This is a genomic window from Brucella sp. NBRC 12950 (assembly GCF_030268145.1).
Classification (GTDB): domain Bacteria; phylum Pseudomonadota; class Alphaproteobacteria; order Rhizobiales; family Rhizobiaceae; genus Brucella.
In genome coordinates this window covers 97,631-117,138 of sequence record NZ_BSQC01000001.1, presented here as the reverse complement: position 1 = coordinate 117,138, position 19,508 = coordinate 97,631, and the positions used below count along the sequence as shown (strand labels likewise).

The window sequence follows — 19,508 nt, the reverse complement described above, 5'->3', positions numbered from 1 at the left end:
TAAAATCTTGGGCGCCTCTTTGATCCTGATCAATGGGGCGCTTTGCTGTGCGGTCCAGAGTGCGCGCATCACTACCCCAGACTACCGGGATCAGGACTGTTAGACCAAGACTTTTAGGAGAGACTGATGAACCGCTTTGCCAAAGGGCTTCTCGCAGCAACAGCACTGACATTCGCAGCACCTGCAGCTTTTGCTGCTGATGCGATTGTTGCGCAGCCAGCGACCGAGATCGTTGCCGTGCCACAGGCTTTGTCGCCATGGCAGATCCGCGTGCGCGCGCTTGGCGTTATTGCCGAGAATAAAGGCTATGTGAACGGCGTCGATGGTTCTGGTCTTGATTACTCGAAGTCGATCACGCCAGAACTCGACATCACCTACTACTTCACCGACAATCTGGCCGCTGAACTCATCCTCGGCACCACCTATGCCAATATCAATGGCACTGGTTCGATTGAAGGTCTGGGCAAGGTCGGCAAGGTATGGATGCTGCCTCCAACGCTCACCATGCAGTACCACTTCACCAATTTCGGCGCTTTCAAGCCTTATGTCGGTGCGGGCGTGAACTATACCATCTTCTACAATCAGGATGCAGCCGGCGTTGACTATCTCAAGGTCAAGAACACGTTTGGCGGCGCGCTTCAGGTCGGCTTCGACTACATGATCGATGAACATTGGGGTATCAACTTCGATGTGAAGAAGCTGTTCCTCGAACCCAAGTTCGATGCGACTCTGGCTGGAGGCACACAGGTTAGCGGTAAGGCCAAGCTTAACCCTTGGCTGATCGGTACGGGTATCATCTACCGCTTCTAATATCTGAATATGAGGGCGCGAAAGCGCCCTTTCCTTTTACCAGTTTGGTAGCGGATCAAGATCGTGAAGCGCTTCCTGCAGGCGGCGCTTGGTTGAAGGCGTCGTTCCTTCAGGCAGGTTATCGAGCGGAAAGAAACCGGCTTCCGCTATTTCCCTGTCTCGCTGTTTCGGCTCTGTCTGCTCAAACGCCCGACAGACATAAAGTGCCACATGATCCCGCTTCGAGGCGTGAGCATTTTTGTAAAGCGCGAAAAGCTCGGGCCGTCCGGTGAGGAAAATATTACCTTCCTCACGCAGTTCCTTTTCAAGAGCCTGTCCGAATGTCTCGCCACTATCCACGCCACCGCCCGGCAATTGCCAGCCGGGTACGTAAGTGTGCTTCACCAGAAAAACTGAATTTTTCTGCTCATCAAGTACAATTGCCCTGACCCCGAGGGTCATCGGGCGGCGTAATAGAAAATAGGTATGAAATAAAAAATGGCGGAAGCGCATACCGTCGATCCTGAACAAATTTCTTTGCAGCATCATTGCTACAGGCACATCAATAAAAAGTCGCTAAACACGGTTTCGATTTAAAAAATAATACAGTACACCGACTATATGTTTCGCCTCGCCCATATTTCCGACATCCACCTGTCACCTCTGCCCCGCATTCGCTATCGCGAATTGGCGTCGAAACGTATCACAGGTTACATCAACTGGCTGCGTAATCGTAAAAACGCCATGCACGGCACAGTGCTTGACAGTCTGATTGCCGACATGCTGGCACAAAAGCCTGATCATATCTCAGTGACTGGCGATCTGGTGAACCTTGCCCTCAATCTGGAAATCGACATCGCCCATGACTGGCTGTTGAAGCTTGGCAATCCAGATAACGTATCTGTCGTTCCCGGCAATCACGATGCCTATGTTCCCGGTGCGCTGGATAAATCCTGCCGCAAATGGGAGCCATGGATGCGTGGCGATGGCGTCAACAATGAAGGCAAGCGGCCTCAGTTTCCTTATATGCGCGAACGCGGGCCGGTAGCGATAATCGGCGTCTCGTCTGCACGCGCGACGGCTCCCTTCATGGCCAGTGGTGACTTTAAATCCGCACAGGCCAAGCGCCTGGCCAACGCGCTTGATGAAGCTGGCGCACGCGGACTTTTCCGCGTTGTGATGATCCATCATCCGCCAATACATGGCGCTACACCCACGCATAAGCGGCTGTACGGTATTCGCAGATTTCAGAAAGTTATTCGCAAGCATGGTGCCGAGCTGGTCATTCATGGCCACACGCATCTGGCAACGCGCTATGATATTGACGGGCTGAACGGAAAAGTTCCGGTTATCTGCGTGCCATCTGCCAGCCAGAATTTCGGCGGGCATAAGCCGCCTGCACGCTACAACATCTTCAACATCGACCGGAAACCGGAAGGCGGATGGCTATGCCAGTGGGAACAGCACGGCATTGAAGATGAAAGCGAAAGAATAATCGAGCTCAGCCGGCAAGAGCTGAAAATTCCATAGTTCAACACTACGATTAATGGATGTTTCGAATTTATAGCATTTCCAGCAAAAGTGGGAACCGGTTTTGCGTCGGATAATGCGTAAAACAAATAGTTACAGCGGCTCCAACGATTTAGTCTTAACTGGAACCGCTGTAACGTCTGACGCAGTGTTTCAACCGACGATATCAAACGCTAAATTCAAACCACTCATTACATCATTAAAGTTCAGCGAGAGCGAAACGTGATATTGCAGCTCTTCTGGGCTGCAGCGACCTCCAATGCCTGCATTTCACCTTTCAAGCGGGCAACATCGGCGGCTTTTGCACCATTACCTTCATTGAAGAAAAGTACGGGCCAGAACAGGACAAGACCAACCCCTGTTTTTACTGCGTCTCCAGTCGCCGCTGAATCTTGGCGCCCTGAAGCCGCGGCTGCACTATATGAAACACGCACGGCCTCTTCTTTCAGAGCGGCACATGAAAGCGAGCTTTATGCCGAAGGAGATACATAACTCGCCGAAATACTACTGGAGCGCGATGCACAACCGGCAACAACAGATAAAAATACTACTAACATTAGAATATTCTTCATAAACATACCCAATAAATAAAATAATTCACTGGGCCTTATATTTATAAATATGAATATATGATGACAATCCCAAACTATAAATAAACATAAAGGCACATATAATAGATACGTAAATTAAAGGCGACGCATAGCGCCGCCTTTAATAGAATAAATTGCCCGTATTATTTTCCGATTACGCGATTGGCTGCCGAAACAATTGCTTCGAGCGAGGCGCTCACGATGTTGTCGTTGATACCGGCGCCGAACAATTTGCCGTCCGGGTATGCAACTTCAACATAGGAAATAGCAGCCGCGTCCGAACCTTGCTTTAGCGAATGCTCGGAGTAATCGATAACCGACATCTTCACGCCCAGATATTTCGACAGCGCATCGATGAAGCCATCAATCGGGCCTGTACCCTTGCCTTCGATATTCTTGGTCACGCCGTTATCGGTGATTTCAGCGGTCAGAATACGACGACCCTTCTGTTCAGGATCTGGATAGGTGTGGTGATCCACGAACTTGATGCGGCCTTCTGCCTGTTCGACATAGAGCTTCTGGAACTCTTCATGAATGCGCTTTGATGGCAGTTCCTTGCCTTCATCATCCGTGATGTTCTGGATGATTTCGCGGAACTCGACCTGCAGATTGCGCGGCAGGTTCAAACCGTAATCAGCCTGCAGAATATAGGCGATACCGCCCTTACCAGACTGCGAATTAATGCGGATGATCGCTTCATAGGAACGGCCAACATCCTGTGGATCGATTGGCAGATAAGGCACTTCCCAGACCGGCGAATTGGCGGTCTTGCGAACCTTCATACCCTTGTTGATCGCATCCTGATGCGAACCCGAGAAAGCCGTATAGACCAGCTCGCCCACATAGGGATGACGCTCGGCAATCTTCAGCTGGTTTGAATATTCGTAGACATCCTTCATGCGATTGATGTCCGTGCAATCCAGCTCTGGATCAATGCCCTGCGTGTACATGTTGAGCGCCAGCGTCACCACATCAACATTGCCGGTGCGTTCGCCATTGCCGAACAGCGTGCCTTCAACGCGATCAGCCCCCGCCATCAGGCCGAGTTCCGTTGCAGCGATGCCCGTTCCACGATCATTGTGCGGGTGCAGCGAAATGATCAGGTTTTCGCGATTGTCGAGATTGCGGCACATCCATTCTATCTGGTCGGCGTAAACATTTGGCGTGTTCATTTCGACAGTGGATGGCAGGTTGAGGATCAGCTTGTGCTCTGCTGTCGGCTTGACGATTTCCGTCACCGCATTGCAGATTTCCAGCGCCACTTCCAGCTCGGTGCCGGTGAAGCTTTCTGGCGAATACTGGAAACGATAACCACCACCTGCCTTGGAAGCCATGTCCATGATCATCTTTGCGGCATCGGTCGCAATCTGCTTGATGCCCTTAACGTCCTTGTTGAAAACAACGCGGCGCTGCAATTCACTGGTCGAATTGTAGAAGTGGATGATTGGCGTCTTAGCACCTTCCAGCGCTTCAAACGTACGCGTGATCAATTCAGGACGGCACTGCACCAGCACCTGCAGATCAACTTCGTCAGGCGTGTCGCCCTGCTCGATTGCCCAACGGCAGAAGTCGAAATCTGTCTGCGAAGCCGATGGAAAGCCGATTTCAATTTCAGGGAAACCCATATCGACCAGCAAGCGGAACATGCGTTCCTTACGGTCGTGGCCCATTGGGTCGATCAGTGCCTGATTACCGTCGCGCAAATCGACCGAACACCAGATCGGCGCCTTTTCGATGCGCTTTGCAGGCCAAGTGCGGTCGTCGAGTTTTGGGTAAGGAAACGGCGAATATTTCACGGCCGCGTCTGGCATACCTTTATGCTTAGCAGCGGAATTCGGCGTGTTTACGTTCTGATTCATGGTCATCTCATCCTCCCGGCGTACTAAGCAGTTCTGTACTGCTGTAACGACACGGATATCTCGTCTTAAAATTCAAATGTGGATTTTGAGAAAGGAGCATGCGTCAGCGGGACTTCAATCGACCGCCGGACGCTCCTTTCAACGAGCCCGGCGATCGCCGCTAAGGCCGAGGGTAAGAAGCGAGTTTAGAACGCAAACGTTCACGCGCGCGCTGGAAGCGGCTGCGGAATGTTCCATAGATGTTGCGTTCTTCATAACCATGGAAACGCTTTTACACTCGAGGTTCAAAACGCGCAAGCCGCTATTTGTTTCATGCGCACCCCGAAAAGTGTGTAGCGGTTTTCGGATAGGAAGCGCATCAAATATAAAGATTAGAGCGCCGATCTGATAAAATCAGATCGAAATGCGCTCTAGGCGAAAGGCACTGAACTCGTGCCAATCGGCAGTTTTGCCTCATCTTCCGGCTCAACATGGATCACAACACGCGCGCTTTCGATCTGCGTCTTCAGTGCGTCTTCGATTCGGTCGCATATGACATGCGCGTCGCCCACGCTCATTTCAGCAGCCACGACCAGATGAAACTCGATGAAAGTTACACGGCCTGCAATGCGGGTCTTGAGATCATGAACCTCGATAGCGCCACCGGCATTGGCCGAAATCACATCGCGAATGCGCATTTCCTCAGAAGGTTCGACACCGATATCCATCAAGCCCTGTACGGATTTATTGATAACACCCCAGCCCTGCCAAAGAATGTTGATCGCAACCAGAATGGCAAGCAGCGGATCGAGGATCGCCCAGCCTGTTATGACGGCTCCAACAAGACCGACCAGAACACCGACCGACGTAAACACGTCAGTCATAATATGCTGACCATCTGCTTCCAAAGCAGGCGAGCGCGCACTGCGACCCGTGCGAATAAGCAGCATGGCCCAGAAAGCATTTATCACAGCAGCGCCCGTATTGATCGCAAGACCCAGCCACGGCTCATCAAGCTGACGCGGATTCTCAAGCGCAGACCATGCTTCTTTTGCAATCAAAAGCGCCGCAATCGTAATCAGTACGCCTTCGACAACTGCCGAAATATACTCTGCTTTATGATGGCCAAACGGGTGGTTTTCATCCGCTGGCTTATAGCTGACACTGATCGCCCACCAGGCGCCAAGTGCCGCAATCACATTGACGATGGATTCCAGAGCATCCGAATAGAGTGCCACGGAGCCGGTCACTGCATAGGCCAGATATTTCAGCCCCATTACGCCCAGCGCAACAGGAATCGACCAAGCGGCGAGCCGCCGAACTTTTACACTCGCGTCCATCACAAACCTTCAGATACTTTAATTCTTATCCCGACAGGCGGGTTCAGGCTAACAAGAAGCCTATTGCGCATTCACTCCGGCGTGGCCGGTAAGCAGCATTTCGATAGCCGTTCTATAGCCCATAAAATCCAAATTTCGAAACCCTGTTTTTTTACTTCGCGCATTTAATTTTCTCTTGCGAATGCAATGCATTACAGTTGCAAATGGTTCGCCAAAGCAGCTCTGAAAAACCATGATTTTATAAGGCCATAAACAAAAAACCGGCCGCGGTTTTCACCACGGCCGGCTCATTATTTTGCAACTGAGAAAATCAATTAGAGCGCATCCCGAAAAGTGCGAAGCGGTTTTCGGAACAAGATGCGCGCAAAAAATAGATAGAGCATTTCCAATGACTCAATCAAAACAGGAAATGCTCTAGTAATTGCTGCGACGCGCTTTGTGCTTTGCTGCAAAATGCACCACGACATTTTCGATCATTCGCATCCCCGCATTATGACCAAGCGTCATGATGGATTCGGGGTGGAACTGAACGGCTGCCACAGGCTCTTTCTTATGTTCGAAAGCCATGATGACGCCGTCCTCTGTCTCCGCCGTAACCAGAAAATCATCCGGCAGACGTTCAGGATCAGCAAAGATCGAGTGATAGCGGCCAACCGTTACTTCCTTCGGCAGGCCCGAGAAGATGCGTTCAGGCTTTGAAACCCGGATACGCGAGGGCTTGCCATGCATCGGAATGCGCAGCTGACGCAGCGTGCCGCCATAGGCTTCTGCCAAAGCTTGAAGCCCAAGGCAGACACCGAAGATCGGCAGCTGACGCTTACGCGCCTTGTCGATGGTCGCCTTGCAATCGAAGTCCTGCGGTGTACCCGGTCCGGGCGACAGCACAACAAGATCAGGATTAATGCGGTCGAACACTTCCTCGGCGACCGGCGAGCGTACCGTAGAAACCGTAGCACCCGTCTGGCGGAAGTAATTGGCGAGCGTGTGCACGAAGGAGTCTTCGTGATCGACCAGCAGGATCGAAATCCCCTCGCCCACCTTTGCAGCAACACGTTCTTCAGCAACCTGATTGCTCTTCTGTGCTTCACGCACAGCAGCGATCATCGCGGATGCCTTCAGTTCGGTTTCTGCTTCCTCCTCTTCAGGATTGGAATCAAACAGCAGCGTCGCACCGGCGCGGATCTGTGCCACAGCATCCTTAACGCGGATCGTGCGCAGCGTAAGCCCGGTGTTCATGTCGCCGTTGAAGTGCATCATGCCGATGGCACCGCCATACCATGCGCGTGGGCTACGCTCGTTTTCTTCGAGAAAGCGCATGGCCCAAAGTTTTGGCGCACCGGTTACGGTTACAGCCCATGCATGACTGAGGAAGCCGTCAAAGGCATCCATACCGTCACGCAGACGGCCTTCGATATGGTCAACAGTGTGGATCAGACGCGAGTACATCTCGATCTGACGACGACCGATCACCCGCACCGAACCTGGCTCACAAACCCGGCTTTTGTCATTGCGATCAACGTCCGAACACATGGTCAGCTCGGACTCGTCTTTCTTGGAATTGAGCAGTTTCAGAATCTGTTCCGAATCCGAAATTGCATCTTCACCTCGCTTGATGGTGCCGGAAATCGGGCAGGTCTCGATGCGACGGCCATTGACGCGCACGAACATTTCCGGCGAAGCGCCCACCAGATACTCGTTCTCTCCAAGATTGATGAAGAACGAATAAGGCGATGGATTGATCGACTTCAGGCGACGGAAGATTTCCGAAGGGGCCGTGTGGCAGCGCTCATAGAAAGTCTGCCCCGGCACGACTTCAAACAGATCGCCGCGCTTGAAGCTTTCCTTCGCGCGTTCGACCAGCTTGGCATATTCGCCCGGATTATGATCGCCACGCGGCAGATCGCGCTCTGCGGGCTTGAATGGCTGCACCGGTGTCGCCCGTGCAAGATCATGCGTTGAAGAGCCGCCGCAGACAAATTCGTAGCGATCCACCCATGCGCGCGCCGAATAGTGGTCGGCCACAAAAATTTCGTCCGGGATGAAAAGCACCAGATCACGCTGATCATCCGGGCGCTTCAACTTGTACTGAATTGGATCGAACTGGAATGCCAGATCATAGCCAAACGCACCGTAAAGGCCGAGATTTGCATCTTCCTCAGAGAAGAAAAGGCCCACAATCGCGCGCAATACAGTGAAGACCGAAGGCATACGCGAGCGTTCTTCTTCGGTGAATGTGCCGGTCGGTTCAGCAATCGTCAGCTCGATAAGATCTTCACTGGCCTTATCGACCTTCACTTCGGCAAGCGCCTGAACCGTCTTGAGGATCGGGCGCAGCAGGATCGTTCCGCGCTTGTTCAGCGCTTCAATGCGCATCTGGCGATTGCGGGAGGTAATCACGACTGGCGGATCGACAATTGCCGTGTCCCATCGCGTGTAGCGGCCGGGATATTCGTAGTTGGAAGAAAAGACCGCGCCTCGCCGCTCATTGAGAGCATCGATATAAGTCTCGATAGCTCCCTTATAAGCAGTCAAATGGCGCACACGTTCGACAACAATGCCGCCCGCTGTCTCGTGCGTGAATATCTCGCTATCCGCAATCTTCGCATTCATGACTGGCAATTCCCAAGTGTTATTCGTTATCGAGCACTTCCAAAGCTCAGGCCCCTCAACCAAAGCGCATCGTGCTTCGGCTTTTTATTCTCGTATGTCTTAGCCCAAAACCGGTTTCCACTCTTGGGCAACATGCGGTGGCATTATTCAAACAGCCAAACAAAAAGGCCGCCCGGATAATCCCAGCGGCCTTAACTAAAACGCAAATGCACAAACGCCTGCGTGGCCGCTTTTAGCGAGCCCACCACCAGATTTTTGTGTCAATGCGCGAAATGTTCATGGCGATACTGTTAGCCTTCCCTCGCATCGCTTGCAACTGGAAAATTCAAAGCTTCAAATCACTGATGTCGACCTGTCAGAATTGACGTGTTTCAGCGGCGCAAAATTTCTAGAATGTTTCATCCCGCACAAAAAGAAAATCCGGACTGCTTTAAATAGTCCGGATTCTCCCTAGTCCTTGATAAGGACAAATTGACTAAAGGTTGGAGTACCTTTTCCGGCCCGCCGTGGGTATAACACCTGCCAAAAGTCTTAACTCTATGCGTGCAATATCACTTTAAGTACACCTATTTACTACTATGGATTGCACATTTCCGCAACTGTCAAGTCTATCGTCGTAGCCTTCTACCAAACCGTGTAATGCAGCTGTAATTTAAGTATGTTTCAAAAATTTTGCCTTGCGTGCGAGACGGATTTCGGATTCATTTCGCAAGCAAATCATTTATAAACTAACAATAAAAAGCCGCCATCGCAGGCGGTCGAGTGGGGACACCAATGAAGAATCTTGATGTAATGGACAGGAGTATTCTGCACGCCCTTCAAGAGAACGGGCGACTGACCAATACTGAACTTGCCGATCGTATTAATCTGTCTCAGACAGCCACCGCAGAACGCGTCAAACGCCTCACCCGCGAAGGCTATATTCTCGGCTACTCTGCCCATCTGTCGCCAAAGATGCTTGATCGGTCCATGCTGGTTTTCATTGAAATCAAGCTTGATCGCACCACGCCAGAGGTCTTTGAAACCTTCTCCGCCTTCACGCGCGGCAATCCCGATATTCTCGAATGTCATATGGTTGCAGGCGGCTTCGATTATTTGATCAAGGCACGCGTCTCCGATATGGATCACTATCGCCGTTTTCTCTCGGAAGCACTTCTATCCCTGCCTGGCGTAAGGGAATCCCACACCTACGCCGTAATGGAAGAGGTCAAGGAAACGTCACACATCGCTGTGTGACGTCGCTATCGTCGGCTATCGACCTGAATTTATTGCCAGCGTGATGACAATATAGATTGGCTTATTGCCGATACAGGCTTGCCAATAATTATTTACGGGTATATACCCGCATTATGTCTAATCCATGTTTCTGCATCCTTCTGCGGCAGGCCGCGAGAAAATCATCCAGCGTTTACGACAGGGCGCTGGCGCCGCTCGGCATCAATGTCGCGCAGTTCAGTCTGCTGCGAAAAATTGCGCGTGCGCAATCCATCTCATTGACCGAGCTTGCCCGGCTTGCCGACCTTGATCGATCAACCATGGGCCGCAATGCGAAGGTGTTGCAGCGTATGGACCTTATCGAACAGACACCGGGCGAAGATCATCGTGAGACGCACATCGCTTTGACGTCGACAGGCCGTGACCTTGTCGAACGCGGTGGGCCGCTCTGGGATCAGGCACAAGATGAAATAGAAGCAAAACTTGGCAGCGAAGGCGTGGAGCAATTGCTTACCCTTCTCCGCGCCTTTGACTGAAAACAATGACCAAAACCCATTGAGCCTGTAACTGGCGAACTGGGTTGACCTTCAACTTTGCGGCTGTTCAAAAATCAGCCAGTCTCCGAAAGCGCCGAAGATGATTTCTGCCAGCCTTGCAAGCTTTCTTCAAAAGCGAAACATCCACTATGGATGGGTTGTTGCTGCCATCACGTTTCTGACCATGCTTGCAACCGCTGCAGCCATGGGCTCGGCGGGCATCCTGATCGAGCCATTGCAGAAGGAATTCGGCTGGACCAATGCCAATATTTCCTTCGCCATGGCGCTGCGTCTGGTGCTGTTTGGTTTGATGGGGCCTTTTGCTGCTGCTTTCATGAACCAGTTTGGCCTGCGACGCGTTGTGTCCGCAGCACTCGTCATGATCGCCTGCGGACTGGTCGGCTCGATCTTCATGACTGAAGAATGGCAGATGGTCGGCCTTTGGGGCATCGTTATCGGCCTTGGCACCGGCATGACCGCACTTGTCCTGGGTGCGACTGTTGCTGCTCGCTGGTTTGAAAAGCGCCGGGGTCTCGTGGTTGGCCTCATGACAGCCAGCAATGCAACCGGCCAACTTGTTTTCATGCCGATCCTCGCCAGTGTGAGCCAGAATATCGGCTGGCGCACGTCGCTAACCATTGTCGTCGGCTTTCTTATCGCAGCACTCGTGCTGGTGCTTGCCCTGATGCGCGATCATCCCGCAGATATCGGGCTGAAGCCTTATGGCCGAACCGCCCCTCTCCCTGCCCCAGAGCCTAAGAAAAGCTTTGCTTCGCTGCTCGCTTCCCCGCTGATTACCTTGCGCGAAGTATCGTCCACATCAACCTTCTGGGTGCTGTTCGTCACCTTCTTCGTCTGCGGCTTTTCCACCAACGGTCTGATCCAGACCCATTGGATCGCATTGTGCGGCGATTTCGGCATCGTACCTGTGGGTGCAGCAGGCATTCTGGCCGTCATCGGTGCTTTCGATTTGATCGGCACCATCGGCGCCGGCTGGCTTTCCGACCGTTTTGACAACCGCTGGCTGCTGTTCTGGTTCTACAGCCTGCGCGGCTTGTCACTGATCTACCTGACCTTTACCGATTTCACGCTCTATGAACTGGCACTCTTTGCCGTCTTCTATGGTCTCGATTGGGTTGCAACCGTACCGCCAACGGTCAAGCTTGCCGCAGAACGTTTTGGTCCGGAAAAGGCTGGCATGGTGTTCGGATGGGTATTCACCGGCCATCAGGTGGGTGCAGCTGCAGCCGCAGCTTTTGCAGGCTTCGTCCGCACCGATTATGACAGCTATACACCTGCCCTCATTCTGGCAGGGGCGATGTGTTTCGCTGCAGCCGCCATGGTGTTCATCATCAGCAGGCCAGCTCCAAGACCCGCTTTGCAGGCATCATAATACTCAACGCTTCCTGCCCTTTCTGTTCAGCGCCAGCACACCCAAGCTGATCAGAAGGGCAGCAGCGGTGTCGGTCCATCCCGGCACCTCACCAAGCAGCAAGAGCCCCAAAACCAGTGTCGCAACCGGTATGAGTGCGGATAAGGCCGCTCCTGCGGCTGTTCCCAACAGCACAACAGCACGATTAAAGGCAAAAACACCGAAAGCCGACGTCAGCACACCCTGATAAAAGCCCTGCAAGGCAATATCACCCCACGAAGTCTGTCCGATGCCTTTGTCGAGCAACAGGATGTAAATCGGCAGAAACACCAGTGCAGAGGCAACCGCTGCAATCGCAGTGGCATGAAGGCCGTCCATGCCTTTCCGGCGAAAGACCATCACGTAGATCGACCAAACCAGCGCAGCTGCAAAAAACGAGAGATGACCCATCATCTCCTGCCCGCCAAGTTGTGACAGGCCAGCGATCAAGCCACTACCGATCAGGATCAGTATCACCCCGACCCAGCGCGACAGCGCCAATCGCTCCTGAAGCAGCAACACGCCAAGGACCACAACAAGTGCTGTCATCAGGCCGGGAATAAGCGCTGCCGCGTGCGATGCAGGCGCGAATTGCAGCCCATAAACCGTCAGAAGCGCATAGGGAAATCCGGCACCAGATGCGAGCAGCACGAAGCCAAGCAGCCCCAATTGCCGGAAGCCAAACCCTTTGGCGAATACAACCGGCAGCAGAACCAGTCCAGCCACCCCAAATCGCAATGCGATGATGTCGGAAGGCATGAGCGCCGTCTTGAATCCAAAGCGGGTCAAAACGAATGAGCCAGACCAAACGAGAACTCCTGAGAGGCCCCAAACAAGGCCTTTCACTGTGTCGGAGGTTGAAACGGGAATGGTCGTATCGGTGGTCGCCGTCATATTTGCTGTGCTCTGCTTCGTGAATAGTCGGGCGACTATTACAGAAACCATGAATGCATACGGCACGGATAAATCAGATATCAGATATTAGAAATTCTTATGCCGCTTTGACATTTGCTTGTTTGGCAATCGCGCAGAAACTGTCAATCAAATGCCTGACCGGACTATCTGCACGATAGACGATATAAACGGTTCTGAATGTCGGTGGATCCAGCTTGATCGCCCTGAGATCGTGCAGATTGGACCCCGGAAGGCTGATTTCCGATAACAGCGTCAAGCCGATCCCATGGCGTACCATTTCAAGCACGGTCGCAACGTCTCGCGTTCTGACCTGCTCGCTGCGTGCGCCGCCGTCTGCATGAATGATGCGGTCGATAATCAGCTCACAGCCTGCAGCCGCAATCAGCTGTCGATCACGCAAATCACCGGGAGAGATGAGATCGCGGCGCATGAACGGATCGTCACGACGCCCCACGACGACCAGCTCTTCCTGCCCGACTTCGTCTGCTTCAAGGCCGGAAGTCGGTAATGAGGTAATGCCCAGATCGGCAATTCCTTCGCTGACCCAAAGGCTCACATCGTCATGACCACCTTCAAAGGTGCTGAACTCAACACGCGGATGAAGCCGCAAAAAGTTTTTGCGCAGCTCCGGCACCACATATTCGAGCTGGCTGGGAATAGCCGCCACACGCAACTTGTCGGGCGCATTCGTGACCATCTTGCGTGCCCGCGCTTCGATCCGATCAACCGCCGATAAAGCGCTGCGTGCATCATCGAGAATGGTCTGTGCGAAAGCAGTCAGCATCGCACCGTCGCGTTTGCGCGCAAGCAGATCCAGCCCGAGGATTTTCTCCAATGTCGCCAGCGCCTGACTTGCACCCGACTGGGTGAGGCCAAGCTTGCGCGCTGCGGCACCGACACTGCCGGTTTCGGCTACCGCTTCAAGCAAACGCAGCTGCACGAGACTGATCTTCATCGCTTAGTTTCCCAGTGCTGCGTCGCCCCAATCGGCACGACGCGCCCAACGGAAAAACTCGCCATCCCGCTTGGTGACAAGACGCTCTTCGGCGCTGCCATCATCGTTGCAGAGCTTAAGTGAAACCTTGCCGCCGCCAACGCGCGTAGGCGCAATCACACGCGCCGTGGCACTCATCGACGGATCACGCGTTGCAGCCAGATAGATGAACTTCTCGTCTTCCCACGGCACTTCAGCATCCTTCGTCAGGCGATGGATACGGGACCGGGCAACACGGCGCGAAAAATGGCACCAGTCAGGTGCAATCAACGGACAGTCGTGCTGATGCGTGCATGGCGCTGCGATATGCGCACCTTGCGCAATCAGTGCGGCCCGTGCATCAAGAATGCGTTGCCAACCGGCAGGTGTTCCCGGCTCCACAATCACAAACAGATGGCGAGCCGAGGCCCATAACCGCTCGACAAGTGCTTTGCGATCAAGGGGAGCGAGTTCATCCAGAACATAGGCGATCGTCACGAGATCGGCTTTCGGAAAATCGATCTTTTCCTTAACCAGATCGCCTGCACGCCACTCGGTTTGAAGCCCAACATTTTCTGCAAGCTTGCTTCCCACAGCACGGATTGCCGGGCTTGCTTCGATCATCGTGGCTGATTGCAAGTCAGACCAGCATCCGCGTGCGGCCCAGAGTGCGGTCCCTGGTCCACAGCCAACATCAAGCATGGTGGCAGGGGTAAAATCCGGGCACATTTCCGCAACACTCTCAAGGCTTGCGCGCACAGCCGCATAGGTCGCAGGCAGTCGCGCAGCCAGATAGGCTTTTGCGGCGAGTTCATCCGAAATATGCAGACGACCATCGCGCGTTTCCGCGCGATAGCGCCGCGAAAGAACCTCAGACGCACGCTTGAGGTCAGCCAGAGCAACCCCTTCAAGCGACGCGTCCACAGCCTGACGCAATAGTGATGGCAGTTCCATTAGAAATTAGCGCTCCAGAACCTGCTTCACGTCCACCAGATTGGAGCGAACGCGCAGGATGTAAAAGCCCATGGTCGTCAGATGCGACGGTGTAAACCAAGCATCCGGGCTACCATTGGAAACGATAAATGGCTGCATATCGAGCGCCGAGCGCAGCTGTCGCTCCATTTCGTCCCAAACGCCATCAAGATGCTTTTCCGCCAATACATTACGGAAATCCGAATGCGACGCACGCAGCAGGCCGTAATAGGCATAGAGCTGGCCATAGGCGAACCAGAAGCGATCATCGGCACGCGTATCGAACCAGCCAGCATGATAGTTTTCGGCACGATCCTTGAGGATTGCAGAGGTCGAACCCAGATCGCTCGCAATACGATCAACAAACTGGATCAGATTGTCTGCGCGTGCATCAAAGGTTGCCTGACAGTTTTCAAGACGGGTGTTGAACGAGCGCAGATCCTTGATCGCCGAACGATAATAGCTCGGCGTCGGGGTCTTTGGACCAAACGGGCTCAGGCCAAAATACCAGGCGTCTTCTGCAAACTGCAGATTGCCGCGTGCTTTCTGCAGGTCGCCATCAATTTGCGAGGTGCCGCGCAGACGGCCGATATTGTCCACCAGTTCGATTGCCGTGCGGCGCACAGCTGCATTGATACCGCGCTGGAACGACGCCTTGTTGTCGAGGAAAGGCGTTCGATCCCAATCAACACCGAAGAAGCCAACCTTGTAGAGCAGCATGGAAGAAATCCACGCGTTCTGGTTCACATTGAAATCGGTAAGATCAGCGGCGACTTCAGCAATCGCGGAAGGCGAACACTTGCGCGCAGTCGACGGAATTTGCGCTGCCTGCATGGGCGGTGTCTGCGTTGACGTGTCACCATCATCCGTTGCAGGCGTGGTGTCTGTCCCGCTCGCACTGTTTTCGGAAGGCGTTGAGGTTGCAGGCTCCGGCGTTCCAGACTCTGGTGTTGAAGTCAGGGGCTGAGGTGTCGTCTGCACCACTTCACCAGGCGTCACAGCATTCTGGTAGCTATACTTGGCTGGATAATCAGGATTGAAGTTGGTCCAGACCTGCGTTTGCCAGATAAAATAGACATAAAGGCCGCCAAGTCCGATCACGATCACCGCAATCGCAACTTTCCACAAATTTCCCAACTTGAGAAAAAGTCCCCACAGACCGCCGAGTGGCACTGCAATCACGCGAGCCAATGCCGCGATAAAACGACCAAGGAAGGAGAAAACGCCCCGAACTGCATTCCACACTGTAACGAATCCTTCCTGTTACCTGCAATTGCAGGCTCTCCGACACTTTTACCCATCCGGATCACAGACCCGGAAAATCGCCGATTACCAAGCAGCATATGCTGATAAGTTTCACACTTCTCAAATAGAGTGCGTCAGGCTTTTCGACAACCATCAACCAGACAGGTTCGGACTTTATTGGGTGTTTTCAAGCCTTCATGGGTTGAAACAAGACGGGCTGTGCGTAACATGGCGCCACTTCGCACTGCTTCGGCTTTTAACGCTTTATCTGCAGAACCTTTTGTCTGACGGTCCAGAAAAACGAGTACAACACACCCCAAAGTCGCAATCAGAAATATTTTCGCCGCAATGGTACTTGATCGGCGAAATCTTTGGTGTTTGCTAAAAGCCGGAACCGGAAAAACAATCAACCGTTAAAGCGGCCCGGTTAATGGAGAGAAAAATGAAGTCCACTTCGACGCCTACGCTCAAATATGCCTTGAGTATGTTAGCCATCACGACAGCGATCTTTGCGCTGCCCGCAACCGCCTCGGCTGCGGAGCCTGCAAGCTGCTCGACTGTCCGCTTTTCCGATGTGGGCTGGACCGACATCACCTCCACCACGGCAGTAGCCACCGAGATCCTCAAGGGCCTTGGCTACAAGACCGACATCAAGGTTCTTTCCGTGCCGGTGACCTATGCGTCGCTCAGCAAGAAGGACATTGACGTTTTCCTCGGCTATTGGAACCCATCGATGAGCGCTGATCTCAAGCCTTATCTGGATGACAAGAGCGTCGAAACCCTCCGCACCAACCTGACGGGCGCAAAATACACCCTCGCCGTGCCGAAATATGCCTATGACGAAGGCCTGAAGGACTTCAAAGACATCGCCACTTTCAAGGACAAGCTCGGCGGCAAGATTTACGGCATTGAACCGGGCAATGACGGCAATCGTCTGATTCTCGACATGATCAGCAAGGATGCGTTCGGCCTCAAGTCGTTCGAACTGGCAGAATCGTCTGAACAGGGAATGCTGGCGCAGGTCGCCCGCAGCATCAAAAGCAAAGACCCGGTCGTCTTCCTCGCCTGGGAACCGCATCCGATGAACAAGCGCTTTGAGATCGCTTATCTGACCGGCGGCGACGACTTCTTCGGACCAAACCTTGGTGGCGCCAAGGTCGAAACCAATGTCCGTGCTGGCTATACGCAGGAATGCACGAATGTCGGCAAGTTCCTGACCAATCTTGAGTTCCAGCTTGAAATGGAAAACGAGATCATGGGCAAGATTCTCGACGATGGCGAAGATCCGGCAAAGGCCGCAACTGCCTGGCTCAAGGCAAATCCTGCTGTGCTCGACAAGTGGCTTGACGGTGTGACCACCGTTGACGGCAAGGAAGGTCTGCCAGCCGTTAAGTCGGAACTGGGCCTGTAATCCTTAGAAAGTCAGGCCGCGGATTACCGCGGCCTACTCTTTTGTAGGTAAACTATCGAAGCGCATCCCGAAAAGGGTGAAGCGGTTTTCGGACAGGATGCGCGTTAAGATAAACAGCTGGAGCAGCGAAGCGATCTGATAAAGCAGGTCGCACCACGCTCCACGACTGAAAGAACGCGGCAGGAGACATAATCGTTGAACTGGCTGACGGACTATAAAATTCCGGTCGGACCCACCGCAAAGTCGGTGGTCGATTGGCTCACGGACAATATGGGTGGCTTTTTCGATGGGCTGGCTGCGGTTATGCAGTGGCTTATCGACGGCCTGTTGTATCTGTTGCAACTGCCGCATCCGCTTGTCCTGATCGTCATTTTTGCAGTGATCGCCTGGTTTATCCAGCGCCGCATCTCGGTGGTGATCCTCACCATCCTGGGTTTTCTGTTCATCATCAATCAGGGCTATTGGGATGGCACACTCAAGACACTGACGCTGGTTCTGTCGGCCTGTTTCCTCTGTATGGCAATTGGCGTCCCGCTCGGCATCGCCGCAGCGCACCGCCCTACCCTTTATGCAGTCCTGCGACCGATTCTCGATCTGATGCAGACGTTGCCAACCTTCGTCTATCTGATCCCGGCCATCGTCTTCTTCGGCATCGGCATGGTTCCCGGCCTGCTGGCAACCGCGATCTTTGTGCTGCCCGCGCCGGTACGACTGACCCATCTCGGTATCTCATCGACACCTTCGTCATTGATCGAAGCCGGTGAAGCTTTCGGCGCATCCCGCACACAGCTTCTCTGGAAAATCGAGCTGCCTTACGCCATGCCGCAAATTCTGGCTGGCCTGACACAGACGATCATGCTGTCGCTTTCCATGGTGGTGATTGCGGCGCTTGTCGGTGCTGACGGCCTCGGTGTGCCGGTCGTTCGAGCCCTGAACTCGGTCAATACCGCACTGGGCTTTGAATCGGGCTTTGTCATTGTCGTGGTCGCTATCGTGCTCGACCGCATCTTCCGCGCCGGACGCGAGAAATAGGAGCCGATCATGACAATCATTGCACTGGAAGATGTCAGCATCATTTTCGGCAAAAATGTCGATAACGCACTGGAACTTGCGGACCGAGGCGCTTCACGTTCGGAAATTCAGGCTGAAACCGATCTCGTTCTGGGCGTGCATGACTGCGCGCTCAATATTCAGGAAGGCGAGATTCTCGTCCTGATGGGGCTCTCGGGTTCTGGAAAATCGACGCTCCTGCGGGCCATCAACCGGCTCAACCCGATTTCACGCGGCCGCGTGCTGGTGCGTGATGGCGAGCGGACTATCGATGTCGGCAAAGCCGATCGGGGAACGCTTCGCCATCTGCGCACGGAACTTGTTTCAATGGTGTTTCAGCAGTTTGGTCTGCTGCCATGGCGCACGGTTGAAGAAAACGTCGCGTTTGGGCTGGAAATCTCCGGTATGCGCAAGGATGAGCGGCTGGCACAAGCGCGTAAGCAGCTTGAGCTGGTGGGCCTGCAGGACTGGGCCAAGCGCAAGGTGGGCGAACTTTCCGGCGGTATGCAGCAGCGCGTCGGTCTGGCGCGTGCCTTTGCAACCGGCGCACCGATTCTGCTCATGGATGAGCCGTTTTCCGCACTCGATCCGTTGATCCGCACGCGTTTGCAGGATGAACTGCTGGCTTTCCAGTCACGGCTCAAGAAAACAATCGTTTTCGTGAGCCATGATCTCGACGAAGCCATGAAAATCGGCAATCGTATCGCCATCATGGAAGGCGGCCGCATCGTTCAATGTGGTACGCCGCAAGAAATTCTTCTGCAGCCGGCGGATCAGTATGTCGCCGATTTCGTAGCGCATATGAACCCGCTCGGCGTTTTGTGTGCAGGCGATATCATGACGCCATTTGACCGCACTGCCGCACCTCGCCCCTTTGCCGCAACCGCTCGACGCGAAACCCTTATTCGCGACCTGATGGGCGCAGTTGCGGATAGCAGCGGGGATGTGGGGATTGTCGAGAATGGCGCCATCATCGGCAAAATTGCCGCAGATGACATTGTGCGCGCCCTTGCCTGGCACCAGCAACGTGGTCAGCATTAGAGCGCATCCCGAAAAGTGCGAAGCGGTTTTTGGAACAAGATG

17 protein-coding genes are annotated in these 19,508 nt (G+C 53.6%); 8 read left to right on the top strand and 9 right to left on the bottom strand.

What is annotated here, in order from left to right:
- The first annotated feature begins 126 nt into the window (after positions 1 to 126).
- Positions 127 to 810, top strand: coding sequence for an OmpW/AlkL family protein (locus QSJ70_RS00535; RefSeq protein ID WP_215775580.1), 684 nt, complete (start codon positions 127 to 129; stop codon positions 808 to 810).
- A gap of 36 nt (positions 811 to 846) precedes the next feature.
- Here the strand turns inward: QSJ70_RS00535 and QSJ70_RS00530 are convergent, their stop codons facing one another.
- Positions 847 to 1,302, bottom strand: a complete 456-nt coding sequence (locus QSJ70_RS00530; protein WP_007876061.1) for an NUDIX domain-containing protein — start codon at positions 1,300 to 1,302, stop codon at positions 847 to 849.
- A 108-nt stretch (positions 1,303 to 1,410) separates the two neighbouring features.
- Here QSJ70_RS00530 and QSJ70_RS00525 point away from each other — a divergent pair, with 108 nt between their 5' ends.
- Entirely contained in the window at positions 1,411 to 2,319 is a 909-nt protein-coding gene (locus tag QSJ70_RS00525) for a metallophosphoesterase family protein (protein ID WP_215775581.1), read from the top strand.
- Between the two features lie 206 nt (positions 2,320 to 2,525).
- On the opposite strand, the gene QSJ70_RS00520 is transcribed toward QSJ70_RS00525, so the two are convergent.
- The 4 genes from QSJ70_RS00520 to QSJ70_RS00505 form a co-directional block, all read right to left on the bottom strand.
- Positions 2,526 to 2,753, bottom strand: coding sequence for a hypothetical protein (locus QSJ70_RS00520; RefSeq protein WP_285534449.1), 228 nt, complete (start codon positions 2,751 to 2,753; stop codon positions 2,526 to 2,528).
- Between the two features lie 299 nt (positions 2,754 to 3,052).
- Complete coding sequence (gene leuA / locus QSJ70_RS00515) at positions 3,053 to 4,768, bottom strand: 2-isopropylmalate synthase (RefSeq protein WP_215776615.1); 1,716 nt, start codon at positions 4,766 to 4,768, stop codon at positions 3,053 to 3,055.
- A gap of 410 nt (positions 4,769 to 5,178) precedes the next feature.
- Positions 5,179 to 6,087 (bottom strand): cation diffusion facilitator family transporter, encoded by a 909-nt coding sequence (locus QSJ70_RS00510; protein WP_007876074.1) that lies wholly within the window; start codon positions 6,085 to 6,087, stop codon positions 5,179 to 5,181.
- Positions 6,088 to 6,501: 414 nt separating this feature from the next.
- Positions 6,502 to 8,697 (bottom strand): anthranilate synthase component I, encoded by a 2,196-nt coding sequence (locus QSJ70_RS00505; protein WP_285534448.1) that lies wholly within the window; start codon positions 8,695 to 8,697, stop codon positions 6,502 to 6,504.
- Between the two features lie 774 nt (positions 8,698 to 9,471).
- On the opposite strand from QSJ70_RS00505, the gene QSJ70_RS00500 reads away from it, so the two are divergent.
- The 3 genes from QSJ70_RS00500 to QSJ70_RS00490 all read left to right on the top strand — a co-directional run bounded on the left by QSJ70_RS00500 (position 9,472) and on the right by QSJ70_RS00490 (position 11,841).
- The gene (locus tag QSJ70_RS00500) at positions 9,472 to 9,933 is read left to right on the top strand and encodes an Lrp/AsnC ligand binding domain-containing protein (RefSeq protein WP_007876078.1); all 462 of its coding nucleotides are present in this window, start codon (positions 9,472 to 9,474) and stop codon (positions 9,931 to 9,933) included.
- Positions 9,934 to 10,046: 113 nt separating this feature from the next.
- A complete protein-coding gene (locus QSJ70_RS00495) occupies positions 10,047 to 10,448 on the top strand; it encodes a MarR family winged helix-turn-helix transcriptional regulator (protein WP_215775583.1) in 402 nt (133 codons plus the stop codon).
- A gap of 100 nt (positions 10,449 to 10,548) precedes the next feature.
- Entirely contained in the window at positions 10,549 to 11,841 is a 1,293-nt protein-coding gene (locus QSJ70_RS00490) for an MFS transporter (RefSeq protein WP_285534447.1), read from the top strand.
- A 3-nt stretch (positions 11,842 to 11,844) separates the two neighbouring features.
- Here QSJ70_RS00490 and QSJ70_RS00485 read toward each other — a convergent pair whose 3' ends face one another.
- The 4 genes from QSJ70_RS00485 to QSJ70_RS00470 form a co-directional block, all read right to left on the bottom strand.
- Positions 11,845 to 12,753, bottom strand: coding sequence for a DMT family transporter (locus tag QSJ70_RS00485; protein WP_285534445.1), 909 nt, complete (start codon positions 12,751 to 12,753; stop codon positions 11,845 to 11,847).
- Between the two features lie 97 nt (positions 12,754 to 12,850).
- The gene (locus QSJ70_RS00480; protein ID WP_215775585.1) at positions 12,851 to 13,729 is read right to left on the bottom strand and encodes a LysR family transcriptional regulator; all 879 of its coding nucleotides are present in this window, start codon (positions 13,727 to 13,729) and stop codon (positions 12,851 to 12,853) included.
- A gap of 3 nt (positions 13,730 to 13,732) precedes the next feature.
- A complete protein-coding gene (locus QSJ70_RS00475; RefSeq protein WP_215775586.1) occupies positions 13,733 to 14,701 on the bottom strand; it encodes a small ribosomal subunit Rsm22 family protein in 969 nt (322 codons plus the stop codon).
- A 6-nt stretch (positions 14,702 to 14,707) separates the two neighbouring features.
- A complete protein-coding gene (locus tag QSJ70_RS00470; RefSeq protein ID WP_215775587.1) occupies positions 14,708 to 15,964 on the bottom strand; it encodes a DUF2333 family protein in 1,257 nt (418 codons plus the stop codon).
- Between the two features lie 442 nt (positions 15,965 to 16,406).
- On the opposite strand from QSJ70_RS00470, the gene QSJ70_RS00465 reads away from it, so the two are divergent.
- The 3 genes from QSJ70_RS00465 (at position 16,407) to choV (ending at position 19,466) form a co-directional block, all read left to right on the top strand.
- Positions 16,407 to 17,375 carry a choline ABC transporter substrate-binding protein gene (locus QSJ70_RS00465; RefSeq protein WP_064320896.1) on the top strand — a complete coding sequence of 323 codons (969 nt, stop codon included), beginning with the start codon at positions 16,407 to 16,409 and terminating at the stop codon, positions 17,373 to 17,375.
- Between the two features lie 195 nt (positions 17,376 to 17,570).
- Positions 17,571 to 18,407 carry a choline ABC transporter permease subunit gene (gene choW, locus QSJ70_RS00460; protein WP_079212155.1) on the top strand — a complete coding sequence of 279 codons (837 nt, stop codon included), beginning with the start codon at positions 17,571 to 17,573 and terminating at the stop codon, positions 18,405 to 18,407.
- A gap of 9 nt (positions 18,408 to 18,416) precedes the next feature.
- Positions 18,417 to 19,466: a choline ABC transporter ATP-binding protein gene (gene choV, locus QSJ70_RS00455; RefSeq protein ID WP_007876090.1), complete on the top strand. Its 1,050-nt coding sequence runs from the start codon at positions 18,417 to 18,419 to the stop codon at positions 19,464 to 19,466.
- Positions 19,467 to 19,508: the final 42 nt, after the last annotated feature.

Coding starts and splice junctions, on each gene's coding strand:
- QSJ70_RS00475 (WP_215775586.1), bottom strand. CDS start 14,701: ATGGAACTGCCATCACTATTGCGTCAGGCTGTGGACGCGTCGCTTGAA.
- QSJ70_RS00480 (WP_215775585.1), bottom strand. CDS start 13,729: ATGAAGATCAGTCTCGTGCAGCTGCGTTTGCTTGAAGCGGTAGCCGAA.
- QSJ70_RS00525 (WP_215775581.1), top strand. CDS start 1,411: ATGTTTCGCCTCGCCCATATTTCCGACATCCACCTGTCACCTCTGCCC.
- QSJ70_RS00500 (WP_007876078.1), top strand. CDS start 9,472: ATGAAGAATCTTGATGTAATGGACAGGAGTATTCTGCACGCCCTTCAA.
- QSJ70_RS00530 (WP_007876061.1), bottom strand. CDS start 1,302: ATGCGCTTCCGCCATTTTTTATTTCATACCTATTTTCTATTACGCCGC.
- QSJ70_RS00510 (WP_007876074.1), bottom strand. CDS start 6,087: ATGGACGCGAGTGTAAAAGTTCGGCGGCTCGCCGCTTGGTCGATTCCT.
- QSJ70_RS00505 (WP_285534448.1), bottom strand. CDS start 8,697: ATGAATGCGAAGATTGCGGATAGCGAGATATTCACGCACGAGACAGCG.
- QSJ70_RS00485 (WP_285534445.1), bottom strand. CDS start 12,753: ATGACGGCGACCACCGATACGACCATTCCCGTTTCAACCTCCGACACA.
- QSJ70_RS00535 (WP_215775580.1), top strand. CDS start 127: ATGAACCGCTTTGCCAAAGGGCTTCTCGCAGCAACAGCACTGACATTC.
- choV (WP_007876090.1), top strand. CDS start 18,417: ATGACAATCATTGCACTGGAAGATGTCAGCATCATTTTCGGCAAAAAT.
- QSJ70_RS00495 (WP_215775583.1), top strand. CDS start 10,047: ATGTCTAATCCATGTTTCTGCATCCTTCTGCGGCAGGCCGCGAGAAAA.
- QSJ70_RS00490 (WP_285534447.1), top strand. CDS start 10,549: ATGATTTCTGCCAGCCTTGCAAGCTTTCTTCAAAAGCGAAACATCCAC.
- leuA (WP_215776615.1), bottom strand. CDS start 4,768: ATGAATCAGAACGTAAACACGCCGAATTCCGCTGCTAAGCATAAAGGT.
- QSJ70_RS00465 (WP_064320896.1), top strand. CDS start 16,407: ATGAAGTCCACTTCGACGCCTACGCTCAAATATGCCTTGAGTATGTTA.